The sequence below is a fragment of the Klebsiella sp. K4 genome (assembly GCF_014596785.2).
Lineage (GTDB): Bacteria > Pseudomonadota > Gammaproteobacteria > Enterobacterales > Enterobacteriaceae > Klebsiella > Klebsiella pneumoniae.
The window spans coordinates 1,223,496-1,249,696 of sequence record NZ_CP115021.1; the positions used below are offsets into that span (position 1 = coordinate 1,223,496).

Consider the following 26,201-nt stretch of genomic DNA (forward strand, 5'->3'; position numbering starts at 1 on the left):
TTCAGTGTCCCCTTCGTCTAGAGGCCCAGGACACCGCCCTTTCACGGCGGTAACAGGGGTTCGAATCCCCTAGGGGACGCCACTTGCTGGTTCGTGAGTGAAAGACGCGTGCCGATGTATCTCAAAACTCATCTTCGGGTGACGTTTGAGATATTTGCTCTTTAAAAATCTGGATCAAGCTGAAAATTGAAACGACACACAGTTAATGTGTGTTCGAGTCTCTCAAATTTTCGCAATCAGAAGTGAAACATCTTCGGGTTGTGAGGTTAAGCGACTAAGCGTACACGGTGGATGCCCTGGCAGTCAGAGGCGATGAAGGACGTGCTAATCTGCGAAAAGCGTCGGTAAGGTGATATGAACCGTTATAGCCGGCGATGTCCGAATGGGGAAACCCAGTGCAATTCGTTGCACTATCGTTAACTGAATACATAGGTTAACGAGGCGAACCGGGGGAACTGAAACATCTAAGTACCCCGAGGAAAAGAAATCAACCGAGATTCCCCCAGTAGCGGCGAGCGAACGGGGAGCAGCCCAGAGTCTGAATCAGCTTGTGTGTTAGTGGAACGGTCTGGAAAGTCCGACGGTACAGGGTGATAGTCCCGTACACCAAAATGCACAGGTTGTGAACTCGAAGAGTAGGGCGGGACACGTGGTATCCTGTCTGAATATGGGGGGACCATCCTCCAAGGCTAAATACTCCTGACTGACCGATAGTGAACCAGTACCGTGAGGGAAAGGCGAAAAGAACCCCGGCGAGGGGAGTGAAAAAGAACCTGAAACCGTGTACGTACAAGCAGTGGGAGCACCTTCGGGTGTGACTGCGTACCTTTTGTATAATGGGTCAGCGACTTATATTCTGTAGCAAGGTTAACCGTATAGGGGAGCCGCAGGGAAACCGAGTCTTAACTGGGCGTTAAGTTGCAGGGTATAGACCCGAAACCCGGTGATCTAGCCATGGGCAGGTTGAAGGTTGGGTAACACTAACTGGAGGACCGAACCGACTAATGTTGAAAAATTAGCGGATGACTTGTGGCTGGGGGTGAAAGGCCAATCAAACCGGGAGATAGCTGGTTCTCCCCGAAAGCTATTTAGGTAGCGCCTCGTGAATTCATCTTCGGGGGTAGAGCACTGTTTCGGCTAGGGGGTCATCCCGACTTACCAACCCGATGCAAACTACGAATACCGAAGAATGTTATCACGGGAGACACACGGCGGGTGCTAACGTCCGTCGTGAAGAGGGAAACAACCCAGACCGCCAGCTAAGGTCCCAAAGTCATGGTTAAGTGGGAAACGATGTGGGAAGGCACAGACAGCCAGGATGTTGGCTTAGAAGCAGCCATCATTTAAAGAAAGCGTAATAGCTCACTGGTCGAGTCGGCCTGCGCGGAAGATGTAACGGGGCTAAACCATGCACCGAAGCTGCGGCAGCGACACGATGTGTTGTTGGGTAGGGGAGCGTTCTGTAAGCCTGCGAAGGTGTGCTGTGAGGCATGCTGGAGGTATCAGAAGTGCGAATGCTGACATAAGTAACGATAAAGCGGGTGAAAAGCCCGCTCGCCGGAAGACCAAGGGTTCCTGTCCAACGTTAATCGGGGCAGGGTGAGTCGACCCCTAAGGCGAGGCCGAAAGGCGTAGTCGATGGGAAACAGGTTAATATTCCTGTACTTGGTGTTACTGCGAAGGGGGGACGGAGAAGGCTATGTTAGCCGGGCGACGGTTGTCCCGGTTTAAGCATGTAGGCTGGTTATCCAGGCAAATCCGGATAATCAAGGCTGAGGTGTGATGACGAGGCACTACGGTGCTGAAGTAACAAATGCCCTGCTTCCAGGAAAAGCCTCTAAGCATCAGGTAACATCAAATCGTACCCCAAACCGACACAGGTGGTCAGGTAGAGAATACCAAGGCGCTTGAGAGAACTCGGGTGAAGGAACTAGGCAAAATGGTGCCGTAACTTCGGGAGAAGGCACGCTGGTGTGTAGGTGAAGTCCCTGCGGATGGAGCTGAGACCAGTCGAAGATACCAGCTGGCTGCAACTGTTTATTAAAAACACAGCACTGTGCAAACACGAAAGTGGACGTATACGGTGTGACGCCTGCCCGGTGCCGGAAGGTTAATTGATGGGGTTATCCGTAAGGAGAAGCTCTTGATCGAAGCCCCGGTAAACGGCGGCCGTAACTATAACGGTCCTAAGGTAGCGAAATTCCTTGTCGGGTAAGTTCCGACCTGCACGAATGGCGTAATGATGGCCAGGCTGTCTCCACCCGAGACTCAGTGAAATTGAACTCGCTGTGAAGATGCAGTGTACCCGCGGCAAGACGGAAAGACCCCGTGAACCTTTACTATAGCTTGACACTGAACATTGAGCCTTGATGTGTAGGATAGGTGGGAGGCTTTGAAGCGTGGACGCCAGTCTGCGTGGAGCCAACCTTGAAATACCACCCTTTAATGTTTGATGTTCTAACGTTGGCCCCTGACCGGGGTTGCGGACAGTGTCTGGTGGGTAGTTTGACTGGGGCGGTCTCCTCCCAAAGCGTAACGGAGGAGCACGAAGGTTAGCTAATCCTGGTCGGACATCAGGAGGTTAGTGCAATGGCATAAGCTAGCTTGACTGCGAGCGTGACGGCGCGAGCAGGTGCGAAAGCAGGTCATAGTGATCCGGTGGTTCTGAATGGAAGGGCCATCGCTCAACGGATAAAAGGTACTCCGGGGATAACAGGCTGATACCGCCCAAGAGTTCATATCGACGGCGGTGTTTGGCACCTCGATGTCGGCTCATCACATCCTGGGGCTGAAGTAGGTCCCAAGGGTATGGCTGTTCGCCATTTAAAGTGGTACGCGAGCTGGGTTTAGAACGTCGTGAGACAGTTCGGTCCCTATCTGCCGTGGGCGCTGGAGAATTGAGGGGGGCTGCTCCTAGTACGAGAGGACCGGAGTGGACGCATCACTGGTGTTCGGGTTGTCATGCCAATGGCACTGCCCGGTAGCTAAATGCGGAAGAGATAAGTGCTGAAAGCATCTAAGCACGAAACTTGCCCCGAGATGAGTTCTCCCTGAGACTTTAAGTCTCCTGAAGGAACGTTGAAGACGACGACGTTGATAGGCCGGGTGTGTAAGCGCAGCGATGCGTTGAGCTAACCGGTACTAATGAACCGTGAGGCTTAACCTTACAACGCCGAAGATGTTTTGGCGATTTGAGAGAATTTTCAGCTTAGATTCAGAGTTGAGTACGCAATAATTTGCGCAGCAGCAAGGCGACAAGCGACGGAAAGGAAGGAGCATACTGAAGTATGTGACTGACTTTACGAGCGCAGGCAACGCAGCTGATGCGATAAAGAATTGCGTACTGAGCACAAAGAATTTGCCTGGCGGCACTAGCGCGGTGGTCCCACCTGACCCCATGCCGAACTCAGAAGTGAAACGCCGTAGCGCCGATGGTAGTGTGGGGTCTCCCCATGTGAGAGTAGGGAACTGCCAGGCATCAAATAAAGCAGAAAGCCCGGTCGAAAGACCGGGCTTTTTGTTTTTGCGTTTAAAAAGAACCCCGTCCCGAAAGGTGCGGGGTTTTTTGCTGTGTGGGGTATATCTCCCCCCGGTGGCGCTGCGCTTACCGGGGCTACAAAAGCGTACCCCGGACAAAGTGCGCAGCACCGCCTCCGGCGAAAATTACGCCATGTTCGCTCCATTATCTCCTTTCAACGCAAAATAAAACCCCGTCATGGCAATCCCTTCGCCATAATCCACTTTTTCCCTGCCCCTGCGCTGGCGATGATCGCGAAAACCGTGCTTGCGAAAAAAAATGTGAATCCAATCACATATAAAAATATAACAATTATATAACATTTAGTTTACTAATTAATTTGTCTGCGTGACGTGGTACGCCCGACAAGACAGATTGCAGTCTTTGCTGGAGCAATATAACAATGACAGAAAGTAGCATTACCGAACGGGGCGCGCCGGAACTGGCCGATACCCGTCGTCGTATTTGGGCAATTGTTGGCGCTTCCTCGGGGAATCTGGTTGAATGGTTTGATTTTTACGTTTACTCATTCTGCTCGCTCTATTTCGCGCACATCTTCTTTCCAGCCGGAAATACCACCACCCAACTGCTGCAAACGGCAGGCGTATTTGCCGCCGGATTTCTGATGCGTCCTATCGGTGGATGGCTGTTTGGTCGGATCGCTGACCGCCGGGGACGTAAAACGTCCATGCTTATCTCGGTCTGCATGATGTGCTTTGGCTCACTGGTGATTGCTTGTCTGCCGGGTTATGCGGTGATCGGCACCTGGGCCCCGGCGCTGCTGCTGCTGGCGCGTCTGTTCCAGGGGCTGTCTGTTGGCGGAGAATACGGCACCAGTGCGACCTATATGAGTGAAGTCGCGGTGGAGGGTAAGAAAGGCTTCTATGCCTCCTTCCAGTACGTTACGCTGATTGGTGGTCAACTGCTGGCTGTATTAGTGGTTGTGGCGCTCCAGCAGGTGCTTAGCGATGAAGATCTCCATGCCTGGGGATGGCGTATTCCTTTTGCCCTCGGGGCGGTACTGGCTATCGTCGCGCTGTGGCTGCGTCGCCAGCTGGACGAAACCTCGAAGCAGGAGACCCGGGCGCTGAAAGAGGCTGGCTCATTTAAAGGGTTGTGGCGCAATCGCCGGGCCTTTGCGATGGTGTTAGGCTTTACCGCCGCCGGATCGCTGACCTTCTACACCTTCACCACCTATATGCAAAAGTATCTGGTCAACACGGCGGGCATGACGGCCAGCACCGCCAGCGTGATCATGACCGCGGCGCTGTTCGTTTATATGCTGGTTCAGCCGCTATTCGGCGCCTTCTCGGATAAAGTTGGCCGCCGGACCTCCATGCTGTGCTTTGGCGTGCTGGCGACGTTATTTACCGTGCCTATTCTCAGCGCCTTGCAAAAAGTGAGCTCACCCTATGCCGCCTTCGGCCTGGTGATCTGCGCCTTACTGATTGTTAGTTTCTATACCTCGATCAGCGGCATCCTGAAAGCAGAGATGTTCCCGGCTCAGGTTCGCGCGCTTGGGGTCGGGTTGTCCTATGCCGTCGCGAACGCATTGTTCGGCGGCTCTGCGGAGTACGTCGCGCTGTCGCTTAAGTCGGCAGGGATAGAGCACGCGTTCTACTGGTATGTGACGGTGATGGCCGCCATTGCCTTCCTTGTCTCCCTGATGTTGCATCGCAAAGGGAAGGGGTTGCGTCTGTAACGCTTACTGATGAGCCAACTGCCATACAGCGTAGCCGGTGGTCGCGCCGGCGACATCCCAGGCAAAATCCTTCCAGCTCCAGCCGCTCCCAGCCGGGCGGCTGTCCCAAAGCTCTTTTGAGGCGCCAAGGCTGACGGAAAACATCAGGCCGATAGCGGCGCTGCGGTCCCGGCTGTAACCCTGATGTTGCGCATATTCATTGCCAGCGGCAGAGAGCATCGCTGAGGCCAGAAAATGCTGGGCTTTGTCCTGACCGGACCATGCATCATTTGCCATGTGGCTGCAGCCGGTTAACAGCAGCGAAGCAATCACTAATATCGTACGCATAGCACTTCCAGAAAAAAGCCCCGTCGAGGCGGGGCTGATAGTCAGAGAATACGGCTGATCAGCCGGTCAATGCGGATCCGCCGCAGGCGGCGGATCAGTTTTCGCACTTTCACCGGATAGTCGGCGATACTTTGCAGATCCCGATAATGTTTCACTACCGTGGTGTGGGTGCGGATGAGCTTCAGCTCTTTCTCCCGCATGGCCCCCAGCTGCCGCTTTGGATCGTGGATCAGAATGGCGTTTTCCAGATCGAGCCGCCAGGCGCGCGGGTTCAGGTTGTTGCCAGTGAGCAGCATCCACTCATCGTCAACCCACATGCCTTTCAGGTGGTAGCTGTTATCGTCATCCTTCCACAGGCGGACGATCAGCTGATCGGTATTGACATAATACTGCAGCCGGCTGAGGAAACGCCGCAGGTTGATCTCATACAGATAGGGAAGGGCACCGATGATTTTAAACGGCTGATCTTCAGGAATGTAGAAATCGTTAGCCGTTTTATCGCCGACAATAATCTCCACCTGTTTTCCGTCGCGCAGCAGCTGGATGATATTTCTTACCAGTACGGCAGGGAGGTTGAAGTAGGGGGTGCAGATCGTCAGCTTGTGTTCGGCACAGGGCATCAGGTGAAAGATGGTTTTATTCAGCAGGCTCGATTTACCCAGGCCTACCAGCGGGGTGACGGAGAGTTCTTCGTCACCAGCGGTGCCGACAAAATGGTAGCTGCGGTCGCGGAGCTCCTGACGGTACTGGCGAATGTCGTTTTTGATTTCCGGGCTTTTTGGCCGATCCGGTCTGTCGAGACGGTTAACGCCGCGCCCCTGAACCAGATTGTTGTCGACCCAGTCGAACATGATGTCCGCCATTTTGCCGTTACGGATGCACTGATAGCGATCATAGCGATACTTATCATGCTGATGCAGATAAACATCATTCAGGCTGGCGCCGCTGTAGAGGACGCAGTCATCAATAATAAAGCCTTTGAAATGGAGAACGCCGAGCGCCTCCCGAGTGTTAATCGGCACGCCGTAAACGGGGATATCTACCCCTGGATTTTCATTGGCCATCCGACAATACCAGTCGGCATTGGTATTAGAGGCGGCGGCGCCGATACGGCCACGCTGAGCGCGGTGCCAGTCCACCAGAACGCGGACATCCAGTTCCGGACGCTGGCGTTTGGCGTCATAAAGGGCCTGCAAAATTCCTTTTCCGCCATCATCTTGCTCCAGATAGAGCGCAATAATGCATATACGCTGAGTGGCGTGGGCAATCCGGGTCAGTAACGCTTCCCTGAATTCCGCAGGGGCGTAAAAGAACTCTACATCATCAACTGACTGAGAAAGCTTAGGGAGTTGGGCAAGGTGTTGTTGATGTTTATTACGCTTAAATTTTGACAACATCACAGTGCGTTTCTTCTCTGTTTATTGAAGGGTCTTCTGTACCATGCAGACGACGTAAGCGGGCAATAATACCATTACTACCCGCTAATGTGGTCAACAATTGCGGTCAGCGTCGCGCGATTATCCCTGATTCAGGGGCAGCGACAGGCTGACAATCCCATCTTCCAGCTGAATATCGACGGTGAATCCCAGCTTTCTGGCGAGGCCTATCATGCCTCGGTTATTTGGCATCGTAATACCATTAAGGCGCCGCAGGCCATGGCTTTGCGTATAGGCGATCAGCTTTTCCAGCAACCTTCGCCCCAGGCCTAACCCTTTTAAATCTGAACGGACCAGAACGGCAAACTCGGCGTCAATATTATCGGGATCGGAGATCGCCCGCGTCACGCCGAGGATCTCGCTCTTCTCTGCGCTGGTCCTGACGGCAACGAACGCCATTTCTCGATCGTAGTCGATCTGGGTCATATTGGCTAAGTCGTCATGGGTAAATTCGTTGATCTCACTAAAATAGCGATAATAGAGATCTTCTTTGGTGACCTGGGCGATAAATGCGAGCAACTGTGGCTCATCTTCCGGGAGGATCGGCCGGAACAGACAGCGATCGCCATTTTTCATCACCACCCACTCCTCCAGTTGGTGCGGATAGGGACGAATAGCGAGACGGCTTTCACTGTCGCCGCTGAAGGGAGCAAGCCCCAGGGTAACGTCCAGCGCCGTAAACTCGTTGCCGGAGGCGAGCAGGGGATGAATATCCAGGCGCTGGATCTCCGGGCAGTCGACGATCAGGTTCGAGACCTGAACCAGCAGCTGGCTTAAGCCAGCGATATCCAGCGGGCGCAAGGCGCTGCGGCCGCGGATCTTCTTATTTTTGATCGCCTGGATCACCAGATAACGCGCCAGGTTCATATTCAGCGGCGGCAGCGCCACGGCGGCCTGGTCCTCGGCCCGCCACTCCACGCCGCCCTCGCCCAGCATAATCAACGGGCCGAAGACGGGATCGTGCTCAACCACTACTCTTAGCTCCTGGGCGCCAGCGCGATTGGCCATGCTTTGCACCAGCAATCCATGGATGCGCGCCTGGGGCCAGGCCAGTTTGACGCGATCGATCATCGCATCTGCAGCCTGCTGCACCTCGGCGGCGGTACGCAAATAGAGCATGACCCCCTGTACTTCCGATTTGTGCGGGATATCCGGAGAACGCAGCTTCAGCGCAACCGGATAGCCTATCTGCTCAGCGATATGCACCGCTTCCGCGCTGTCAGCGGCAATCCAGGTTGGCAGCGTGTGGATGCCATAGGCCCGAAGCACCGGGCTGACCTCGTGAGTATCCAGCGTGGTGGCGCCGTCACCTATCGCTTGCTGCAGCAGAGCATGCGCCTCGCTGGTATTGGCGGTTAAGGAGTCTGGTAGCACCGGCGTCTCGCGCAGTTGTTTCTGGTTGCGACGGTATTCCACCATATGCATAAAAGCGGTGATCGTGCCCTCTGGCGTACGGTAGGTAGGGAGGCCGGCATCGCTGAATAAACGTCGCGCTTCCTGCGAGGAAAATTCGCCGCACCAGTTGGTCAGCACGGTGACATATTTACCGCGTGGGTGATGCTTCAGAGCGTCAATCAGGGCCAGGGCACTCTCGGTGCCCGGCGCGGCGGCGCTGGGAGAGTGGATCACCAGCAGCGCGTCATAGTCCTGACTGTTGAGCAAAACATTCACCGCCCGCTGATAGTGTTCGCTACTGGCGTCATCGCGTAGATCCAGCGGGTTGGCGATCTCCACGCCAACCGGCAACGCCTGGCGCAGGGCGTCGCGCGTCTCCTCGCTGAGAGCCGCCAGCTTACCGTTTCGCAACCAAAGCTCATCCAGCGCCAGCGCCGCCGGCGCCGCACCGTTGCTGACGATCATCAGTTTTTCACCGCGCAGCGGGCGCATGTGGCTGAGGGTTTCCACCGCAGAGAACAGCTCATGGGTATCCTGCACCCGCAGCAGACCAGCGCGCTGAATGGCCGCATCCCATGCCGGGTCCATCCCGGAATTGGCGTGCAATAGCTTTTGCGCCGCCGGACTACGGCCGCTTTTAATCACCAGGATAGGTTTGTTTCGCGAAGCGCTGCGCGCGGCGGAGACAAAGCGGCGCGCGTCGCTGAGATGCTCGAGGTACAGCAAAATGGCGCTGGTCTTGCTGTCGCGGGCCAGAAAGTCCAGCAGGTCATCGACATCAATATCCAGGCTATCGCCCAGGGCGATGAAGTAGGAAAAACCCATCTCGCGCTGTTGCGCCCAGTCAAGGATAGTATTGGAGACGGCGGCCGACTGCGAGATAAAGGCCAGTTTACCGCGATGGATCGGCACCGGTGAAAAGCTGGCGTTCAGCCCTTGCCATGGGGCCAGCAGTCCGAGACTGTTGGGGCCGAGCAGACGCATCTGATAGCGCGCGGCGCATTCGAGCAGCGCCGGGTACTGTTCCGGCTGCGAAGAGAGGATGATGCAGGTCTTGCAGCCTTTTTGCCCTAAGGCTTCGAGCAATTCGCGATTACGCCTGGCGTTAGTACAGAGCACCGCCAGATCCGGGGTAAACGGCAGGCTCTCGATGGTAGGCCATGCCAGTACCCCAAGAACCGCCTTCCAGGCGGGGGTGACCGGCATCACCGGGCCATTGAAGCCGCCGGCTAACAGGTTGCGCATCATGAGATAGCCAGCGCGCTGCGGCTTCATTGATGCGCCAATAACGGCGATGGACTTTGGTCGCAGCAGCGCTTCCAGACCTCGTTGGCTCATACCGGTCTCCTTTCATCCCAGTGACCGAATGATTTTAAACGTTTTCCACCTGGCCCGCTGTGATACTGCCCTTATGCTGGGTTTTTCCCGCCAGATAGCGGGTCCGGAAGCGGGTGAAGTGCTCGCCAAGCGCAGCGGCGGCCGGGGCATCGCCCGCCAGATCCAGCAGGGCGATGGCCACTTCCGCGGTACAATATTGTCCGTCGGCGTGCGCCTCGCGCAGATGGTAGGCAGAGATGCGCGACAGATCGACGGAGATAATCGGCAGCGCGTCGAGATAAGGACTCTTACGGAACATTTTGCGCGCTTCGGTCCAGGTGCCGTCGAGCATGATAAACAGCGGCGGTTTACCGGACGGCGGCGCGCTCAGGACCTGGCGCTCCGGCCCGGCATAGGAGGCCGGAAATACGACCATGGGCTGATAATCAGGATGGGCGACCAGATCGAGCAGCGCCTGCGGCGGTTCGGTACGCGACCACTGAAACGCTTCGGTATCTGGCAGAATATCGGCGATGAGCCGGCCAGTGTTGCTGGGCTTCATCGGTTCCGTATCAAACATCACCAGGCAGAAGCGGCTGGCGGCCTGCGCCGAGGTTAACGTGGCGCACAGGCACTGCTTGAGCGGCAGCAGACAGCGCTGGCAGCGGCGGATGCGATTGCCGCGCGCAAGGAAAGGGCGGGTAGCTCGCGCGAGACGTTCGGCGCGCAGGCGAAGGACAGCGTTATCAGTCATGGGAGTCGCTAGTGAAAAACGCTATTGTCGCAGAGGTGAAAACGGGGCACAAGCGGTGCCCCGGAAGGGTTATTGTTGGCCGGCTTCGTTAAGCCAGCTATCGAATGGCGCTTTTGGCACTGCGCCATTGAGCATGTCGATCACTTCGCCATTTTTGAACATCATAATGGTCGGGATGCTGCGGATACGAAACCGGGCGCTAAGCTCACGTTCCGCTTCGGTGTTGACTTTCACAAAACGCATCTTCCCGCTACGCTCTTCCGCGACGTCTTCAAAGATCGGCGCGAAGCTACGGCAGGGGCCGCACCATGGCGCCCAGAAATCGACAACGACCGGCAGATCGTCCTTCAAGAGTTTATCCAGCGTTGCCCCGGTCGCGTTGATGACGTCGCCGTCAAAAAGATCGTGACCGCAGCGTCCGCACTTTGCGCCATCCGCGCTACGATCGTCCGGGAGGCGGTTCAGAGCCTGACAACTGGCACAAACGGTATTCATAACTAACCTCTGGTTATGGGTTGCAACGTGGCACGTGGCCGATATGTTTCTGTGATGTTACATATTATCGATGAAGTGTTATTTGAGGACAATGCGTTTTGTTCGATGAGTGCAATAGAGGCCGGCTTTTAAACGAAATCATGGCGAAGCGATGGCACATCGGGTAATCTGCGCGCTTCGCGCAGCGCAGGTGGAGAAAATTGATGAGCGACGAACTGAAAAATAAAAGCGGCAAGGTCAAAGTGATGTATGTCCGCAGTGATGATGATTCTGACAAACGCACCCATAACCCACGTACCGGGAAAGGGGGAGGTCGTCCAGGAAAATCTCGTGTTGACGGCCGCAGCCGCCCTGCGCGTGACGAACGAAACAGCCGCGGCGACGATCGCAAACGTGACGACCGTAAGCGTGACGATCGCAAACGCGATGATTTTCATCGCGACGATGCGTCTCCGTGGCGTACCGTTTCCCGCGCTCCTGGCGATGAGACGCCGGTAAAAGAAGATCACGGCGGGATCAGCGGGAAGAGCTTTATCGATCCGGAAGTGCTGCGTCGTCAGCGTGCGGAAGAGACCCGCGTATATGGCGAAAACGCCTGCCAGGCGCTGTTCCAGAGCCGTCCGGAAGCTATCGTTCGCGCCTGGTTTATTCAGAGCGTGACGCCGCGCTTTAAAGAGGCGCTGCGCTGGATGGCGGCCAACCGTAAGGCCTATCACGTGGTGGACGAAGCCGAGCTGGCGAAAGCCTCCGGCACCGAGCACCACGGCGGCGTCTGCTTCCTGATCAAAAAACGCCACGGCACTTCTGTTGCTCAATGGGTCGCGAAGGCCGGGGAAGAAGATTGCGTTCTGGCGCTGGAAGATGTGGGTAACCCACATAATCTCGGGGCGATCATGCGTAGCTGCGCGCACTTTGGCGTGAAGGGCGTGGTGGTTCAGGATGCTGGCGTGCTGGAGTCCGGGGCGGCGATCCGTACGGCGGAGGGCGGCGCGGAGCATGTTGAACCGATCACTGGCGACAGCTTTATCGATACCCTCGATCAGTTCCGCAAAGCGGGCTACGCGATTGTCTCAACGTCCAGCCATAATGGTACCCCGCTGTTTAAAGCCGAGCTGCCGAAGAAAATGGTGCTGGCGTTAGGCCAGGAACGTGATGGTCTGTCCGATGCGGCGATTTCCAGCGCCGATCTCAGCGTTGCCATCGACGGTACCGGCAACGTCGAAAGCCTGAACGTCTCTGTGGCGACCGGCGTCCTGCTGGCGGAATGGTGGCGTCAGAACAAGGCGTGATTCGCCTGCCTGAATGCAAAAAAGCCAGCTGATGCTGGCTTTTTTTTATGGCTGTCAATCACTCGCTTTCAGCGGGAAGGACCGGCATCCAGTCGATCGGCGTTTCGCCGCGGTCAACCAGCCACTGGTTGGTCTGTACGAAATGGTTGCAGCCAAAGAAGCCGCGATGCGCAGAGAGCGGTGATGGATGCGGCGCCTTCAGCACGCAGTGGCGCTGACGATCGATAATCGCGCCTTTCTTCTGCGCATGGGAGCCCCACAGCAGAAAAACTACTCCCTCGCAATGCTCATTGATTAAAGCGATAACCTTATCGGTAAAGGTCTCCCAGCCCAGACTGGCGTGCGAGTGCGCCTGTCCGGCGCGGACGGTCAGGACCGTATTCAGCAGCAGCACGCCCTGTCGTGCCCAGCTTTCGAGATAACCGTGGGTGGGGCGGGTAAAGCCGGGGATCGTGGCCTCCAGCTCTTTATACATATTCAGCAACGAAGGCGGGATCGCGACGCCCGGACGAACTGAGAACGCCAGACCGTGGGCCTGACCCGGGCCGTGATAGGGGTCCTGGCCGAGAATGACGACTTTGACATCGCCCAGTTCAGTAAAGCGAAACGCATTGAAGACGTCTTTTTGCGGTGGATAGATGGTGATCCCGGACTGGCGCTCTTCGGCGACGGTCTTCAGAGTATTGAGAAAATAGGGTTGTTGCTTTTCATCCGCCAGCACGTCATGCCAGGTTAAAGGGGTGGTCATCTTGCTCTCCTGCAAAAGGGTCATCGCTATAGCTTAACGGCTTCTTTCTATAGAACAAAATCGGCACGGCCTGATGCCGGCTTTTATGCAAAAAAAATTGAAAATTTACAAAATTATTTATAGCTCACAATGGCGTAACTTGATGTAAAACAATAAAAACCTCCTATACCCACGTTGGGTGAGTGGTTTTTATTGATTTATATCAAGGAATGCCGAGGGTGCGGCTGATATATATACACTCATACAACAATGGTTTTACCAATTGGCCGCGAAGAGGCCAAAATCGAATAAACACTGCCTGGGAGGCATCAAATGATTACTGGTATCCAAATTACTAAAGCGGCAAACGACGACCTGCTCAACTCTTTCTGGCTGCTGGATAGCGAAAAAGGCGAAGCGCGCTGCCTGTGCGCCAAAGGTGGTTTTGCGGAAGATGATGTGGTTGCGGTAAGCAAACTGGGTGAAATCGAATACCGTGAAATCCCGGTGGACGTGAAACCGGAAGTGCGCGTCGAAGGCGGTCAGCACCTGAACGTTAACGTGCTGCGTCGCGAAACCCTGCTGGACGCGGTTGAGCATCCGGAAAAATATCCGCAGCTGACCATTCGTGTTTCCGGCTACGCGGTACGCTTCAACTCTCTGACGCCGGAACAGCAGCGCGACGTTATCGCCCGTACCTTCACCGAAAGCCTGTAAGGCTAACGCCAGATGTGAAAACGCCGGGATATCCCGGCGTTTTTTTTACTCATCGCTGGACGCTGATGGCGTCCCGGCCGCGCTTGGCTTCCGGCGCTTACCGATATTTTTCGTATCGCGGTGGCGCTTCTTCACCCGCGGTTTCTCTTTTTCATCTTTTTTCTTCTGCGCACGCTTCGCCAGCACTTTCTTCGATGGCTTACCCGTCAGCTTCTCGCTCGGCGCACGGGTCGTCGGGCGCAGTTCATCGATAACTCTGGCTTTCAACGGCTCTTCAATATAGCGACCAATCTTACCCAGCAGCAGGTGGTCATGAGCCTCGACCAGAGAAATGGCGGTCCCTTTTTTACCGGCGCGGCCGGTACGACCGATACGGTGCAGGTAGGTATCCGCGGTACGCGGCATATCGAAGTTAAAGACGTGGCTGACGTCCGGAATATCGATACCGCGGGCAGCGACGTCGGTGGCGATCAGCACGTTGACGCGGCCGTCGGTCAGGCGCTTGATAGCTTCGTTTCGCTTGGCCTGCACCATCTCGCCTTCCAGCCAGCAGGTGTTAATCCCGGCCTCACGCAGCCAGTTAGCCAGCTCATGCACGCGCTCACGCTTACGCACAAACACGATAGCGCGGGTGGCTTCCGGCTGTTGCAACAGATTCACCAGCAGTTTGGTTTTATGTTCGATATCGTCGGCGCGGTAGTACCACTGATGGATTTTCTTACGCTCGCGGGTTGACGGATTGGCGGAAACTTCAACCGGCTCCTCCAGCAGACGCTCAGCAAAGTCTTTGATCGCATCGCCTTCCAGCGTCGCTGAGAACAGCATAGTCTGCTTGCGCCAGCGAGTTTCACCGGCGATGGTTTCGATATCCTGGGCAAAACCCATATCCAGCATGCGGTCGGCTTCATCGAGGATTAGGGTCTCGACGGCGCGGCAGTCGAAATTCTCTTCTTTAATATATTGCAGCAGGCGACCGGTGGTGGCGACTACGATGTCCTGGTTTTCGCTGAACACTTCCGCGTGGTTCATGTACGCCACGCCGCCGGTAATGGTAGCAATGTCCAGATGGGTATGCTTCGCCAGCTCGCGGGCGTGGTCGGCCACCTGCATCGCCAGCTCACGGGTCGGCGTCAGGATAAGAATGCGCGGCGGGCCGGATTTCTTACGCGGGAAATCGAGCAGGTGCTGCAACGCTGGCAGCAGATACGCCGCCGTTTTACCGGTGCCGGTCGGCGCTGAACCGAGAATGTCACGGCCATCGAGCGCAGGCGGAATAGCGGCGGCCTGAATGGCTGTCGGGCGAGTGAAACCTTTATCCTGGAGGGCCTCCAGCAGGTTTTCGTCGAGTTCAAGTTCGGAAAAAGTCGTTACAGTCATGTTCTACCTCTGAGTGGGCCGCCGATTATAGACGTTACTGACGTAATGTTCATCTGTTTGTAAGGCTATCTGTTCTCCGGTATTGTGCATAGCCTTAGGTTCAGGAGTTTTTGTCGGCAAGGTTATTGAGGATGTCTCAGTCGAAGTTTGCGCTGCCGCGCAATGGTTTTACCTTCAAACGGTTCTTTGTCGCTCACGATCGCTGCGCCATGAAGGTGGGTACCGACGGCATTTTGCTGGGCGCCTGGGCGCCGATTGCCGGAGTGAAGCATGTGCTGGATATTGGCGCGGGCAGCGGCCTGCTGGCGCTGATGCTCGCGCAGCGTACCGGAGATGATGTGCATGTCGAGGCGGTCGAACTGGACGAAGAGGCCGCCGCTCAGGCGCGGGAAAACGCCCTCGCGTCGCCGTGGGCTTCGCGGATTGAGGTCTGGCAGGCCGATATTCATCAGTGGCAGCCGTCGCAAACTCGACGCTATGAACTGATAATAAGTAATCCGCCCTTTTTTGCCGAAGGCGTGCCATGCGCGACCTCGCAGCGAGAGCAGGCGCGGTACACCACTACGCTCGATCACGCCTCCCTGCTGACCTGTGCCGCAGAGCATATTACCGAAGAAGGTTTTTTTTGCGTGGTGTTGCCAGTGGATATTGGTAATGCGTTCATCGAACGGGCAAGGGCGATGGGCTGGCATCTGCGACTGCGTACTGACGTGGCGGAGACCGAGCTGCGACCGCCGCATCGGGTGCTGCTGGCTTTCTCCCCGACGGCAGGGGAGTGTTTCAGCGACAGGCTGGCGATCCGCGGGCCAGAGCAGCAATATTCGGAAGGCTTTACCGCTCTGACCGAGGACTTTTATCTCTTTATGTGAGCCAGGGGCGAGAGTATCGACGGGCCGCTGTCAGGCAGCGGCTGCGGATAGTCGAGGGTATAATGCAGACCGCGGCTCTCCTTACGCAACATCGCGCAGCGTACGATAAGCTCCGCCACCTGCACCAGATTGCGCAGTTCCAGCAAATTATTCGAGACGCGGAAGCGGGCGTAATACTCATCCAGCTCCTGCTGGAGCATGGTAATGCGCCGCAGGGCGCGCTCCAGCCTGCGGGTGGTGCGCACAATCCCCACGTAATCCCACATCAGCAGGCGCAGTTCGTGCCAGTTGTGCTGGATAACCACCAGTTCATCCGGGATCTCCACCTGACTTTCATCCCATGCTGGCAGCGTGGCGACCTTCTGGGCGAGCGGCAGGCGCCGGGTAATATCCTCCGCGGCGGACCAGCCATAGACCAGGCACTCCAGCAACGAGTTCGACGCCATACGATTCGCGCCGTGCAGCCCGGTGTAGCTGACTTCGCCGATGGCGTATAAACCATCGACGTCGGTGCGGCCATTATCATCCACCATCACGCCGCCGCAGGTGTAATGCGCGGCGGGGACGACCGGCACCGGATCTTTGGTTAAATCAATTCCCAGGCCGAGCAGCTTTTCATAAATCATCGGGAAATGCTGGCGAACAAACGCCTCGGGTTTATGGCTGATATCAAGGAACATGCAGTCCACGCCCAGGCGCTTCATTTCATGGTCGATGGCGCGGGCGACGATATCGCGCGGGGCCAGCTCGCCGCGCTCGTCAAAGTCCGGCATAAAGCGGGTGCCATCCGGGCGTTTAAGGTGGGCGCCTTCGCCGCGCAGCGCTTCAGTAAGCAGGAAATTACGCGCCTGGGGGTGATATAGCGCGGTGGGGTGGAACTGGTTAAACTCCAGATTCGCCACCCGACATCCCGCCCGCCAGGCCATCGCAATCCCGTCTCCGGAAGAGACGTCGGGGTTAGTGGTATATTGATAAACCTTCGCGGCCCCGCCGGTAGCGAGTACTACGGCTTTCGCGCTGCAGGTTTCCACCCGCTCTTTATTACGATTCCAGATCCATGCCCCGACCACCCGGCGGGTGCCCGGCAGGCCAATCTTATCCGATACGATCAAATCGACGGCATTGCTGCGCTCAAGGATGCGGATATTAGGATGGGCAAGCGCTTTATCGACCAGCGTCGTCTCTACCGCTTTGCCGGTGGCGTCGGCGGCGTGAAGAATGCGCCGATGGCTGTGCCCCCCTTCGCGCGTGAGATGATAGCTCTCTTCGCCATTGGCCTGGACCTGGGTGTCAAACAGCACTCCCTGATCGATAAGCCACTGGACGCATGATCGGGCGTTGCTGGCGACGAAGGTGACCGCATGACGATCGCAGAGTCCCGCGCCGGCGATGAGGGTATCTTCGACATGGGATTCAATACTGTCCGTCTCATCGAAGACGGCGGCAATCCCACCCTGGGCGTAGAACGTCGAACCTTCGCTGATCGGCCCTTTACTCAGCACTGTCACCGAACTGTGCTCAGCCAGGCGCAGGGCAAGGGAAAGACCGGCAGCGCCGCTGCCGATAATCAACACATCACAAGAGAAGTCAGGAGTGGTATTCATTGTCTTTGTTTAATTTACTAAACACATTTAGCTCACAATAGCACCGGTCCGTGAGGAATCGTACAATTTTTTTGTCTGCTGTTGTGACGGCTAAACAAAAGGCGAACGGAAACGGCGTCTTGCGCGCTGAAAATGAGACGCGGGGAAGGTTGATGGCATTGGATTTTATAGTGAAATAAACGGCGTGTTACGATACCCTTCAGACGGGCCTGCGCTTTTTCTTATTGACTTACCTATCGTTTAGCAACCTGGGCATATAATGATTGATAACGATCTGCCGCCGTTGCCAGACAAAAAACAAAAAGCGTAACGGAACTTTATTGTTTTCATGCACTCCAACAGTCAGCTTGCTCATAATGCAGATTTTGGGTGGTGTTTTGAAGACGCATGGGAATTGGGTTTGGGGAGACATTACCTCGGATGAGCGAGCAGTTAACGGATCAGGTCCTTGTTGAACGGGTCCAGAAAGGAGATCAGAAAGCGTTTAATTTGCTGGTAGTGCGCTATCAGCATAAGGTCGCGAGCCTGGTTTCCCGCTATGTACCGCCGGGCGATATCGCTGACGTTGTTCAGGAATCGTTCGTTAAGGCATGGCGTGCGCTGGACTCTTTCCGGGGAGATAGCGCTTTTTACACCTGGTTATACCGTATCGCTGTCAACACGGCGAAGAATTATCTGGTTGCTCAGGGGCGCCGTCCGCCGTCCAGCGACGTTGACGCCAACGAGGCGGAAAACTTCGAAAGCGGCGGGGCGTTGAAAGAAATTTCGAACCCTGAGAACTTAATGTTGTCAGAAGAACTGAGACAAATAGTTTTTCGTACCATTGAATCGCTCCCGGAAGATTTACGCATGGCAATTACGTTACGGGAGCTGGATGGCCTGAGCTATGAAGAGATAGCCGCTATCATGGATTGTCCGGTTGGGACGGTGCGTTCGCGTATCTTCCGGGCGCGAGAAGCTATTGATAATAAAGTTCAACCGCTTATCAGGCGTTGACGATAGCGGAATACTGGAAAAGGGTATCAGGCATGCAGAAAGAAAAACTTTCGGCTTTAATGGATGGTGAAACGCTGGATAACGAACTGCTCAACGAGCTGAGTCGTTCTTCTGAGATGCAAAAAACCTGGGAGAGTTATCACCTTATCCGCGATACGCTGCGTGGCGATACCGCTGAGGTGCTGCAATTTGATATCTCCGCCCGGGTGATGGCCGCCATTGAAAATGAGCCCGTTCGTCAGACGGCGCCGCTTATTCCTGAATCTCAGCCCGCACCGCATCAGTGGCGGCAGATGCCGTTCTGGAACAAGGTGCGTCCGTGGGCCAGCTCCCTGACTCAAATGGGCGTTGCCGCCTGTGTATCGCTTGCGGTTATCGTCGGCGTCCAGCACTATAATGGTCAGTCTGATTCCGCTCAGCAGCCAGAAGCGCCGGTGTTCAATACGCTGCCCATGATGGGTAAAGCAAGCCCGGTAAGTCTTGGCGTGCCGGCTGACGCGTCAGCGGGAAGCGGCCAGCAGGCGCAGGTCCAGGAACAGCGCCGCCGAATTAACGCCATGCTGCAGGACTACGAACTGCAGCGCCGCCTGCACGCTGAGCAGCTTCAGTTTGGCCAGGCCCAGACTCAGCAGGCCGCAGTCCAGGTACCGGGCTATCAAACTTTAGGAACACAATCGCAGTAATGAAGCAACTTTGGTGTGCCATGTCGCTCATGGCAGGCAGCCTGTTGTTCTCTGTCAACGCCTCGGCTGATACATCGTCCGGGGCGTTGTTGCAGCAGATGAACCTGGCCAGCCAGTCTCTCAATTATGAGCTGTCTTTTGTTAGCATCAGCAAACAAGGCGTTGAGTCGCTGCGCTATCGTCACGCGCGACTGAACAACCAACCGCTGGCGCAGTTGCTGCAGCTGGACGGTCCGCGCCGGGAAGTGGTCCTGCGCGGCACGGAAATCAGCTATTTTGAACCCGGTCTCGATCCGTTCACCCTGAACGGGGACTATATCGTCGATTCGCTGCCATCGCTGGTATATAGCGATTTCAAACGCCTCTCCGCGGCGTATGATTTTATCTCCGTGGGCCGTACCCGTATCGCTGACCGCCTCTGCGACGTGATCCGCGTCGTGGCTCGCGACGGCACGCGCTACAGCTTTATCGCCTGGCTGGATGCTGAAACCAAGCTGCCGCTGCGCGTCGATTTGCTCGACCGCGACGGGGAAACGCTGGAGCAGTTCCGGGTCGTCTCCTTCAACGTTGGCGATAACGTCAGCGCCAGCATGGAGACGCTGGCAAAAGCGAATTTGCCGCCGCAGCTGTCGGTGCCTGAAGGAGGCGACAAAGCTAACTTCAACTGGGCGCCGACGTGGCTCCCGCAGGGCGTGACTGAGGTTTCCAGCAGCCAGCGCCGTCTTCCCACCTTTGACGGTCCGGTAGAATCACGTCTCTATTCCGACGGCTTGTTCAGCTTCTCGATCAATATCAACCGCGCCACGGCGGCCAGCAGCGACCAGCTGTTGCGCACCGGCCGACGCACCGTCAGCACGACGGTGCGCGATAACGCGGAGATAACCGTAGTGGGCGAGCTGCCGCCGCAGACGGCGAAGCGTATCTCTGACAGTATTAAATTCAAGGCAGTACAATGATTAAAGAGTGGGCTACCGTGGTTTCCTGGCATAACGGCGTGGCGCAGGTGCACTGCGACGTTAAAGCCTCCTGCAGCAGCTGCGCCTCCCGTGCCGGCTGTGGTAGCCGGGTGCTAAACAAGCTGGGGCCGCAGACCAGCCATACCATTAGCGTGCCCTGCGAGCAGCCGTTGGCCGCGGGGCAAAAAGTGGAGCTGGGGATCGCTGAAAGCAGCCTGCTGGGCTCAGCGATGCTGGTGTATATGGCGCCGCTGGCGGGGCTGTTTGTAATGGCGTCTATTTTTCAGGTGCTGTTTGCCAGCGATATTGCGTCACTTTGCGGCGCGCTGCTGGGCGGCGTCGGCGGCTTCCTGGTGGCGCGCGGTCTGTCGCCGCGACTGGCGGCACGTCAGTCCTGGCAGCCGGTGATTTTGAACGTCGCACTGCCGCCGGATCTGCTGCGTGTTGATACGCCTTCCTCCGACATGGGCCAGTGATTTCACTGGCCCTTATCTTTATTTACCTTTCCTGTTACAACGCCACAATTTCTGCGGGTATGCTGGATCTAACAGCATTTCCTGGTTTCGCGGATGTAGTGTAGAATGCGGCGTTTTCGGATTAAAAAACGTCAGGCACAGTACAGCGGCCTCATGATACTCGTAAGGCATAATTAACTCTAAATATGAAGAATATACGTAACTTTTCGATCATCGCTCACATCGACCACGGTAAGTCGACGCTGTCTGACCGTATCATCCAGATTTGCGGTGGCCTTTCTGATCGTGAAATGGAAGCCCAGGTTCTGGACTCCATGGATCTTGAGCGCGAACGCGGGATCACCATCAAGGCGCAGAGCGTCACCCTGGACTATAAGGCCAGCGACGGTGAGACCTACCAGCTGAACTTTATCGACACCCCGGGCCACGTAGACTTCTCTTATGAAGTTTCCCGTTCTCTTGCCGCGTGCGAAGGCGCGCTGCTGGTGGTAGACGCCGGGCAGGGGGTAGAAGCCCAGACCCTGGCCAACTGCTACACCGCCATGGAGATGGATCTCGAAGTGGTTCCGGTACTCAACAAGATCGACCTGCCTGCGGCCGACCCTGAGCGCGTAGCGGACGAGATTGAAGATATCGTCGGGATCGACGCCCACGACGCGGTGCGCTGCTCAGCGAAAACCGGCGTCGGCGTGACCGACGTGCTGGAGCGTCTGGTGCGCGATATCCCGCCGCCGGAAGGCGATCCGGACGCGCCGCTGCAGGCGCTGATTATCGACTCCTGGTTCGATAACTACCTCGGCGTGGTGTCGCTGGTGCGGATTAAAAACGGCACCATGCGCAAGGGCGACAAGATCAAGGTCATGAGCACCGGCCAGGTGTATAACGCTGATCGTCTGGGCATCTTCACCCCGAAACAGGTTGACCGTACCGAGCTGAAATGCGGCGAGGTAGGCTGGCTGGTCTGCGCGATCAAAGACATCCTCGGCGCGCCGGTGGGCGATACCCTGACCGCCGCCCGCAACCCGGCAGACAAAGCGCTGCCTGGCTTTAAGAAGGTGAAACCGCAGGTGTATGCCGGCCTGTTCCCGGTGAGCTCCGATGATTATGAAGCTTTCCGCGACGCGCTGGGCAAACTGAGCCTTAACGATGCCTCTCTGTTCTACGAGCCGGAAAGCTCTACCGCGCTGGGCTTCGGCTTCCGCTGCGGCTTCCTCGGCCTGCTGCACATGGAGATCATTCAGGAGCGTCTGGAGCGTGAATACGATCTCGACCTGATCACCACCGCGCCGACGGTAGTCTACGAAGTAGAGACCACCTCCAAAGAAGTTATCTACGTCGACAGCCCGTCCAAGCTGCCGCCGCTGAATAATATTCAGGAGCTGCGCGAGCCGATCGCCGAGTGTCACATGCTGCTGCCGCAGGAATTCCTCGGCAACGTGATTACCTTGTGTGTCGAGAAGCGTGGGGTGCAGACCAACATGGTTTACCACGGTAAACAGGTGGCGCTGACCTATGAAATTCCGATGGCGGAAGTGGTTCTCGACTTCTTTGACCGCCTGAAGTCCACCTCCCGCGGCTATGCGTCGCTGGACTACAACTTCAAACGCTTCCAGGCGTCGAACATGGTACGCGTCGATGTGCTGATCAACGGTGAGCGCGTCGATGCGCTGGCGCTGATCACCCACAACGATAACGCGCCGTATCGCGGCCGCGAGCTGGTGGAAAAGATGAAAGATCTGATTCCGCGTCAGCAGTTCGATATCGCGATTCAGGCGGCCATCGGTAACCACATTATCGCGCGCTCTACGGTGAAACAGCTGCGTAAAAACGTCCTGGCGAAATGCTACGGCGGCGACGTCAGCCGTAAGAAAAAGCTGCTGCAGAAGCAGAAAGAAGGTAAGAAGCGTATGAAGCAGGTCGGTAACGTTGAGCTGCCGCAGGAAGCGTTCCTCGCCATTCTGCACGTTGGTAAAGACGGCAAATAACCCTAAGGAGTTGGCATGGCGAACATGTTTGCCCTGATCCTGGTGATTGCAACCCTGGTGACGGGCGTTTTATGGTGCCTGGACAAGTTCATTTTTGCACCGAAACGTCGTGAACGTCAGGCCGCTGCTCAGGCAGCGACCGGCGAGCAACTGGACAAGAAGACGCTGAAGAAAGTCGGCCCGAAACCGGGCTGGCTGGAAACCGGCGCATCGGTTTTCCCGGTGCTGGCGATCGTTCTGGTGGTACGTTCATTTATTTATGAGCCTTTCCAGATCCCTTCAGGTTCGATGATGCCAACGCTGCTCATCGGCGATTTTATTCTGGTGGAGAAATTTGCCTACGGCATTAAAGATCCTATCTACCAGAAAACGCTGATCGAGACCGGCCATCCGAAGCGCGGCGACATCGTGGTGTTTAAATATCCGGAAGACCCGCGTCTGGACTACATTAAGCGCGCGGTGGGGTTACCGGGTGATAAGGTCACCTACGATCCGGTTGCCAAACAGGTCACTATTCAGCCGGGCTGCAGTTCCGGACAGGCCTGCGGCAACGCGCTGCCGGTGACCTATTCCAACGTGGAGCCGAGCGATTTTGTTCAGACCTTCTCCCGCAGCAACGGCGGCGAAGCGAGCAGCGGTTTCTGGCAGTTGCCGAAGGGCGAAACCAAAGCCGACGGCATTCGTCTTACCGAGCGTCAGGAGACGTTGGGCGACGTGACGCACCGAATTCTTATGGTGCCGATTGCCCAGGATCAGGTTGGGATGTACTACCATCAGTCCGGTCTGCCGCTGGCCACCTGGATTGTGCCGCCCGGTCAGTACTTCATGATGGGCGACAACCGGGATAACAGCGCCGACAGCCGGTACTGGGGCTTTGTGCCGGAAGCCAACCTGGTCGGAAAAGCAACCGCTATCTGGATGAGTTTTGAAAAGCAGGAAGGTGAATGGCCGACCGGCGTGCGGTTATCGCGCATTGGTGGAATTCATTAATTTCCTCTGCTGAATTCACGTCGCTGCTGTTATCGCAGCGGCGTGAATTATTTAGTATTTAAATCCATTCAAACTAACGACATCCCGTGTCGTTGCGTATAGAATATCCCCCCGAAGTTTTTGGTTGTCGCTCTGCCGGGTGACACTGCACACGAAAGCGTATTGGTCTGTTTCAAATTACTGTTTGAAGCGAATGCTCAGGTCGGTTTCGTGTGCTGCATCTTTGACGCATTCATTTATTGGTAACGCATGAACCCCATCGTAATTAATCGGCTTCAACGAAAGCTGGGCTACACTTTTCATCATCAGGAGCTGTTGCAACAGGCATTAACTCACCGCAGTGCCAGCAGCAAACATAATGAGCGCCTGGAATTTTTAGGTGACTCCATTTTAAGTTTCGTGATCGCGAATGCGCTGTATCATCGCTTTCCTCGTGTCGATGAAGGCGATATGAGCCGTATGCGCGCGACGCTGGTGCGCGGCAACACGCTGGCGGAGATCGCCCGCGAGTTTGAGCTGGGCGAGTGTCTGCGCCTCGGGCCGGGAGAGCTGAAAAGCGGCGGTTTCCGTCGCGAATCGATTCTCGCGGATACCGTTGAAGCGTTAATTGGCGGGGTTTTCCTCGACAGTGATATTCAGAACGTTGAACGCTTAATCCTCTCCTGGTACCAGACCCGTCTGGACGAAATCAGTCCGGGCGATAAGCAAAAGGATCCGAAGACGCGTCTGCAGGAGTATCTGCAGGGACGTCATCTGCCGCTGCCGTCTTACCTGGTGGTCCAGGTTCGCGGCGAAGCGCACGATCAGGAATTTACTATCCACTGCCAGGTCAGTGGCCTGAGTGAACCGGTGGTTGGCACAGGTTCCAGCCGTCGTAAGGCGGAGCAGGCTGCCGCCGAACAGGCGCTGAAAAAGCTGGAGCTGGAATGAGCGAAGAAAAAAGTTATTGTGGGTTTGTCGCCATCGTGGGTCGTCCAAACGTTGGCAAATCCACGCTGTTGAATAAGCTGCTTGGGCAGAAGATCTCGATCACCTCCCGTAAAGCGCAGACCACCCGTCACCGCATCGTCGGTATCCATACCGAAGGGCCGTATCAGGCGATTTACGTTGATACTCCGGGCCTGCATATGGAAGAGAAGCGTGCCATTAACCGCTTAATGAACAAAGCGGCCAGCAGTTCGATTGGCGACGTGGAACTGGTCATCTTCGTGGTGGAAGGCACTCGCTGGACGCAGGACGACGAGATGGTGCTCAACAAGCTGCGCGACGCGAAAGCGCCGGTGATCCTCGCGGTCAACAAGGTGGATAACGTGCAGGAAAAAGCGGATCTGTTACCGCACCTGCAGTTCCTCGCCAGCCAGATGAATTTCCTCGATATCGTACCGATCTCAGCGGAAACCGGCACCAACGTTGATACCATCGCGGCGATCGTGCGTAAGCATCTGCCGGAAGCGATCCATCACTTCCCGGAAGATTATATTACCGATCGCTCACAACGCTTTATGGCCTCCGAAATCATCCGTGAAAAACTGATGCGTTTCCTCGGCGCTGAGCTGCCGTACTCCGTCACCGTGGAAATCGAACGTTTCGTCAGCAACGAGCGCGGCGGTTACGATATCAACGGCCTGATCCTCGTCGAGCGCGAAGGGCAGAAAAAGATGGTGATTGGCAACAAAGGCGCCAAAATTAAAACCATCGGTATCGAAGCGCGTAAGGACATGCAGGAGATGTTTGAAGCGCCGGTGCACCTCGAGCTGTGGGTGAAAGTGAAATCCGGCTGGGCCGATGACGAGCGCGCCCTGCGCAGTCTCGGTTACGTTGACGACCTCTGAGTTAACGCAACGTGGATGGATGGCAGCGCGCCTTTGTCCTGCATAGCCGTCCGTGGAGCGAAACCAGCCTGATGCTGGACGTCTTCACGGAAGAATCCGGTCGTGTGCGCCTGGTTGCCAAGGGCGCACGCTCCAAACGCTCTAATCTCAAAGGCGCTTTACAGCCCTTTACCCCCTTGCTGGTTCGCTTCGGCGGTCGCGGCGAAGTCAAAACCCTGCGCAGCGCGGAAGCCGTTTCGCTGGCGCTGCCGCTCAGCGGCATCACCCTCTACAGCGGTCTCTACGTTAACGAGCTTATCTCCCGCGTGCTGGAGCACGAAACACGCTTCTCCGAACTCTTTTTCGACTACCTGCACTGCATACAGGCGCTCGCCGGGGCCAGCGGCTCGCCGGAGCCCGCGCTGCGGCGTTTTGAGCTGGCGCTGCTCGGGCACCTGGGCTATGGCGTGGATTTTCTCCACTGCGCCGGGAGCGGCGAGCCGGTAGACGACACCATGACCTACCGCTATCGTGAAGAAAAAGGCTTTATTGCCAGCCTGGTGATTGATAACAACACGTTTACCGGGCACCATTTGAAAGCATTGGCGAGTCGCGAGTTTCCTGATGTTGATACGCTGCGCGCCGCGAAGCGCTTTACCCGTATCGCCCTGAAGCCCTATCTCGGCGGCAAACCGCTCAAGAGCCGGGAGTTGTTTCGCCAGTTTATGCCCGCGCGAAAGGCGCGAGCCGATAATACGAATAATGATTAACGAGGATT

Annotated in this window: 21 protein-coding genes, 1 tRNA gene and 2 rRNA genes; 16 read left to right on the forward strand and 8 right to left on the reverse strand. The window is 56.2% G+C overall.

Features of this window, described 5'->3' with window-relative positions; translation table 11 throughout:
• Window positions 1-6: 6 nt before the first annotated feature.
• The 4 genes from IB144_RS06145 (at window position 7) to IB144_RS06160 (ending at window position 5,219) form a co-directional block, all read left to right on the forward strand.
• Window positions 7-82, forward strand: a tRNA-Glu gene (locus IB144_RS06145).
• 182 nt (window positions 83-264) lie between these two features.
• Window positions 265-3,166, forward strand: a 23S ribosomal RNA gene (locus IB144_RS06150).
• Between the two features lie 195 nt (window positions 3,167-3,361).
• Window positions 3,362-3,477: ribosomal RNA gene (gene rrf / locus IB144_RS06155) — 5S ribosomal RNA — on the forward strand.
• A gap of 443 nt (window positions 3,478-3,920) precedes the next feature.
• The gene (locus tag IB144_RS06160; protein ID WP_023317163.1) at window positions 3,921-5,219 is read left to right on the forward strand and encodes an MFS transporter; all 1,299 of its coding nucleotides are present in this window, start codon (window positions 3,921-3,923) and stop codon (window positions 5,217-5,219) included.
• A 3-nt stretch (window positions 5,220-5,222) separates the two neighbouring features.
• On the opposite strand, the gene IB144_RS06165 is transcribed toward IB144_RS06160, so the two are convergent.
• From IB144_RS06165 to trxC, 5 genes are all read right to left on the reverse strand, one after another.
• Window positions 5,223-5,546 carry a YfiM family lipoprotein gene (locus tag IB144_RS06165; RefSeq protein WP_004888435.1) on the reverse strand — a complete coding sequence of 108 codons (324 nt, stop codon included), beginning with the start codon at window positions 5,544-5,546 and terminating at the stop codon, window positions 5,223-5,225.
• A gap of 41 nt (window positions 5,547-5,587) precedes the next feature.
• Complete coding sequence (gene pssA, locus IB144_RS06170) at window positions 5,588-6,943, reverse strand: CDP-diacylglycerol--serine O-phosphatidyltransferase (protein ID WP_004180947.1); 1,356 nt, start codon at window positions 6,941-6,943, stop codon at window positions 5,588-5,590.
• A gap of 120 nt (window positions 6,944-7,063) precedes the next feature.
• On the reverse strand, window positions 7,064-9,715 hold the full coding sequence (gene pat, locus IB144_RS06175; RefSeq protein WP_040215483.1) for a protein lysine acetyltransferase: 2,652 nt from the start codon (window positions 9,713-9,715) through the stop codon (window positions 7,064-7,066).
• Window positions 9,716-9,749: 34 nt separating this feature from the next.
• The gene (gene tapT / locus IB144_RS06180; protein WP_004174808.1) at window positions 9,750-10,448 is read right to left on the reverse strand and encodes a tRNA-uridine aminocarboxypropyltransferase; all 699 of its coding nucleotides are present in this window, start codon (window positions 10,446-10,448) and stop codon (window positions 9,750-9,752) included.
• A 69-nt stretch (window positions 10,449-10,517) separates the two neighbouring features.
• Window positions 10,518-10,943 (reverse strand): thioredoxin TrxC, encoded by a 426-nt coding sequence (trxC, locus tag IB144_RS06185; RefSeq protein WP_002914091.1) that lies wholly within the window; start codon window positions 10,941-10,943, stop codon window positions 10,518-10,520.
• Window positions 10,944-11,146: 203 nt separating this feature from the next.
• On the opposite strand from trxC, the gene IB144_RS06190 reads away from it, so the two are divergent.
• Window positions 11,147-12,232, forward strand: coding sequence for a tRNA/rRNA methyltransferase (locus tag IB144_RS06190; RefSeq protein ID WP_002914089.1), 1,086 nt, complete (start codon window positions 11,147-11,149; stop codon window positions 12,230-12,232).
• A 58-nt stretch (window positions 12,233-12,290) separates the two neighbouring features.
• On the opposite strand, the gene ung is transcribed toward IB144_RS06190, so the two are convergent.
• Window positions 12,291-12,980 (reverse strand): uracil-DNA glycosylase, encoded by a 690-nt coding sequence (gene ung / locus IB144_RS06195; protein WP_002914088.1) that lies wholly within the window; start codon window positions 12,978-12,980, stop codon window positions 12,291-12,293.
• A gap of 312 nt (window positions 12,981-13,292) precedes the next feature.
• On the opposite strand from ung, the gene grcA reads away from it, so the two are divergent.
• Entirely contained in the window at window positions 13,293-13,676 is a 384-nt protein-coding gene (gene grcA, locus IB144_RS06200) for an autonomous glycyl radical cofactor GrcA (protein ID WP_002914084.1), read from the forward strand.
• A gap of 45 nt (window positions 13,677-13,721) precedes the next feature.
• On the opposite strand, the gene srmB is transcribed toward grcA, so the two are convergent.
• Window positions 13,722-15,053, reverse strand: a complete 1,332-nt coding sequence (srmB, locus tag IB144_RS06205) for an ATP-dependent RNA helicase SrmB (protein ID WP_002914082.1) — start codon at window positions 15,051-15,053, stop codon at window positions 13,722-13,724.
• 131 nt (window positions 15,054-15,184) lie between these two features.
• Between srmB and IB144_RS06210 the strand changes: the two genes are divergently transcribed.
• The gene (locus tag IB144_RS06210; RefSeq protein ID WP_002914079.1) at window positions 15,185-15,922 is read left to right on the forward strand and encodes a tRNA1(Val) (adenine(37)-N6)-methyltransferase; all 738 of its coding nucleotides are present in this window, start codon (window positions 15,185-15,187) and stop codon (window positions 15,920-15,922) included.
• On the opposite strand, the gene nadB is transcribed toward IB144_RS06210, so the two are convergent.
• The gene (gene nadB, locus IB144_RS06215; protein ID WP_004144357.1) at window positions 15,907-17,526 is read right to left on the reverse strand and encodes an L-aspartate oxidase; all 1,620 of its coding nucleotides are present in this window, start codon (window positions 17,524-17,526) and stop codon (window positions 15,907-15,909) included. The genes IB144_RS06210 and nadB overlap by 16 nt on opposite strands.
• A gap of 420 nt (window positions 17,527-17,946) precedes the next feature.
• On the opposite strand from nadB, the gene rpoE reads away from it, so the two are divergent.
• The 9 genes from rpoE (at window position 17,947) to recO (ending at window position 26,193) form a co-directional block, all read left to right on the forward strand.
• A complete protein-coding gene (gene rpoE, locus IB144_RS06220) occupies window positions 17,947-18,522 on the forward strand; it encodes an RNA polymerase sigma factor RpoE (RefSeq protein ID WP_002914074.1) in 576 nt (191 codons plus the stop codon).
• A 32-nt stretch (window positions 18,523-18,554) separates the two neighbouring features.
• Window positions 18,555-19,205, forward strand: coding sequence for an anti-sigma-E factor RseA (rseA, locus tag IB144_RS06225; protein WP_002914072.1), 651 nt, complete (start codon window positions 18,555-18,557; stop codon window positions 19,203-19,205).
• On the forward strand, window positions 19,205-20,161 hold the full coding sequence (gene rseB / locus IB144_RS06230; protein WP_002914070.1) for a sigma-E factor regulatory protein RseB: 957 nt from the start codon (window positions 19,205-19,207) through the stop codon (window positions 20,159-20,161). Before rseA ends, rseB begins: the two co-directional genes overlap by 1 nt.
• A complete protein-coding gene (gene rseC / locus IB144_RS06235) occupies window positions 20,158-20,637 on the forward strand; it encodes a SoxR-reducing system protein RseC (protein WP_004144354.1) in 480 nt (159 codons plus the stop codon). The genes rseB and rseC overlap by 4 nt, the downstream gene beginning before the upstream one ends.
• Window positions 20,638-20,822: 185 nt before the next feature.
• The gene (gene lepA / locus IB144_RS06240; RefSeq protein WP_002914069.1) at window positions 20,823-22,622 is read left to right on the forward strand and encodes a translation elongation factor 4; all 1,800 of its coding nucleotides are present in this window, start codon (window positions 20,823-20,825) and stop codon (window positions 22,620-22,622) included.
• 15 nt (window positions 22,623-22,637) lie between these two features.
• Window positions 22,638-23,612, forward strand: a complete 975-nt coding sequence (gene lepB, locus IB144_RS06245; RefSeq protein ID WP_002914067.1) for a signal peptidase I — start codon at window positions 22,638-22,640, stop codon at window positions 23,610-23,612.
• A gap of 249 nt (window positions 23,613-23,861) precedes the next feature.
• The gene (gene rnc, locus IB144_RS06250) at window positions 23,862-24,542 is read left to right on the forward strand and encodes a ribonuclease III (protein WP_002914065.1); all 681 of its coding nucleotides are present in this window, start codon (window positions 23,862-23,864) and stop codon (window positions 24,540-24,542) included.
• The gene (gene era, locus IB144_RS06255) at window positions 24,539-25,444 is read left to right on the forward strand and encodes a GTPase Era (RefSeq protein WP_002914063.1); all 906 of its coding nucleotides are present in this window, start codon (window positions 24,539-24,541) and stop codon (window positions 25,442-25,444) included. The genes rnc and era overlap by 4 nt, the downstream gene beginning before the upstream one ends.
• Before the next feature lie 11 nt (window positions 25,445-25,455).
• Window positions 25,456-26,193 carry a DNA repair protein RecO gene (gene recO / locus IB144_RS06260; RefSeq protein ID WP_002914062.1) on the forward strand — a complete coding sequence of 246 codons (738 nt, stop codon included), beginning with the start codon at window positions 25,456-25,458 and terminating at the stop codon, window positions 26,191-26,193.
• Window positions 26,194-26,201 lie beyond the last annotated feature (8 nt).

Coding starts and splice junctions, on each gene's coding strand:
- IB144_RS06160 (WP_023317163.1), top strand. CDS start 3,921: ATGACAGAAAGTAGCATTACCGAACGGGGCGCGCCGGAACTGGCCGAT.
- IB144_RS06165 (WP_004888435.1), bottom strand. CDS start 5,546: ATGCGTACGATATTAGTGATTGCTTCGCTGCTGTTAACCGGCTGCAGC.
- pssA (WP_004180947.1), bottom strand. CDS start 6,943: ATGTTGTCAAAATTTAAGCGTAATAAACATCAACAACACCTTGCCCAA.
- pat (WP_040215483.1), bottom strand. CDS start 9,715: ATGAGCCAACGAGGTCTGGAAGCGCTGCTGCGACCAAAGTCCATCGCC.
- tapT (WP_004174808.1), bottom strand. CDS start 10,448: ATGACTGATAACGCTGTCCTTCGCCTGCGCGCCGAACGTCTCGCGCGA.
- trxC (WP_002914091.1), bottom strand. CDS start 10,943: ATGAATACCGTTTGTGCCAGTTGTCAGGCTCTGAACCGCCTCCCGGAC.
- IB144_RS06190 (WP_002914089.1), top strand. CDS start 11,147: ATGAGCGACGAACTGAAAAATAAAAGCGGCAAGGTCAAAGTGATGTAT.
- ung (WP_002914088.1), bottom strand. CDS start 12,980: ATGACCACCCCTTTAACCTGGCATGACGTGCTGGCGGATGAAAAGCAA.
- grcA (WP_002914084.1), top strand. CDS start 13,293: ATGATTACTGGTATCCAAATTACTAAAGCGGCAAACGACGACCTGCTC.
- srmB (WP_002914082.1), bottom strand. CDS start 15,053: ATGACTGTAACGACTTTTTCCGAACTTGAACTCGACGAAAACCTGCTG.
- IB144_RS06210 (WP_002914079.1), top strand. CDS start 15,185: ATGTCTCAGTCGAAGTTTGCGCTGCCGCGCAATGGTTTTACCTTCAAA.
- nadB (WP_004144357.1), bottom strand. CDS start 17,526: ATGAATACCACTCCTGACTTCTCTTGTGATGTGTTGATTATCGGCAGC.
- rpoE (WP_002914074.1), top strand. CDS start 17,947: ATGAGCGAGCAGTTAACGGATCAGGTCCTTGTTGAACGGGTCCAGAAA.
- rseA (WP_002914072.1), top strand. CDS start 18,555: ATGCAGAAAGAAAAACTTTCGGCTTTAATGGATGGTGAAACGCTGGAT.
- rseB (WP_002914070.1), top strand. CDS start 19,205: ATGAAGCAACTTTGGTGTGCCATGTCGCTCATGGCAGGCAGCCTGTTG.
- rseC (WP_004144354.1), top strand. CDS start 20,158: ATGATTAAAGAGTGGGCTACCGTGGTTTCCTGGCATAACGGCGTGGCG.
- lepA (WP_002914069.1), top strand. CDS start 20,823: ATGAAGAATATACGTAACTTTTCGATCATCGCTCACATCGACCACGGT.
- lepB (WP_002914067.1), top strand. CDS start 22,638: ATGGCGAACATGTTTGCCCTGATCCTGGTGATTGCAACCCTGGTGACG.
- rnc (WP_002914065.1), top strand. CDS start 23,862: ATGAACCCCATCGTAATTAATCGGCTTCAACGAAAGCTGGGCTACACT.
- era (WP_002914063.1), top strand. CDS start 24,539: ATGAGCGAAGAAAAAAGTTATTGTGGGTTTGTCGCCATCGTGGGTCGT.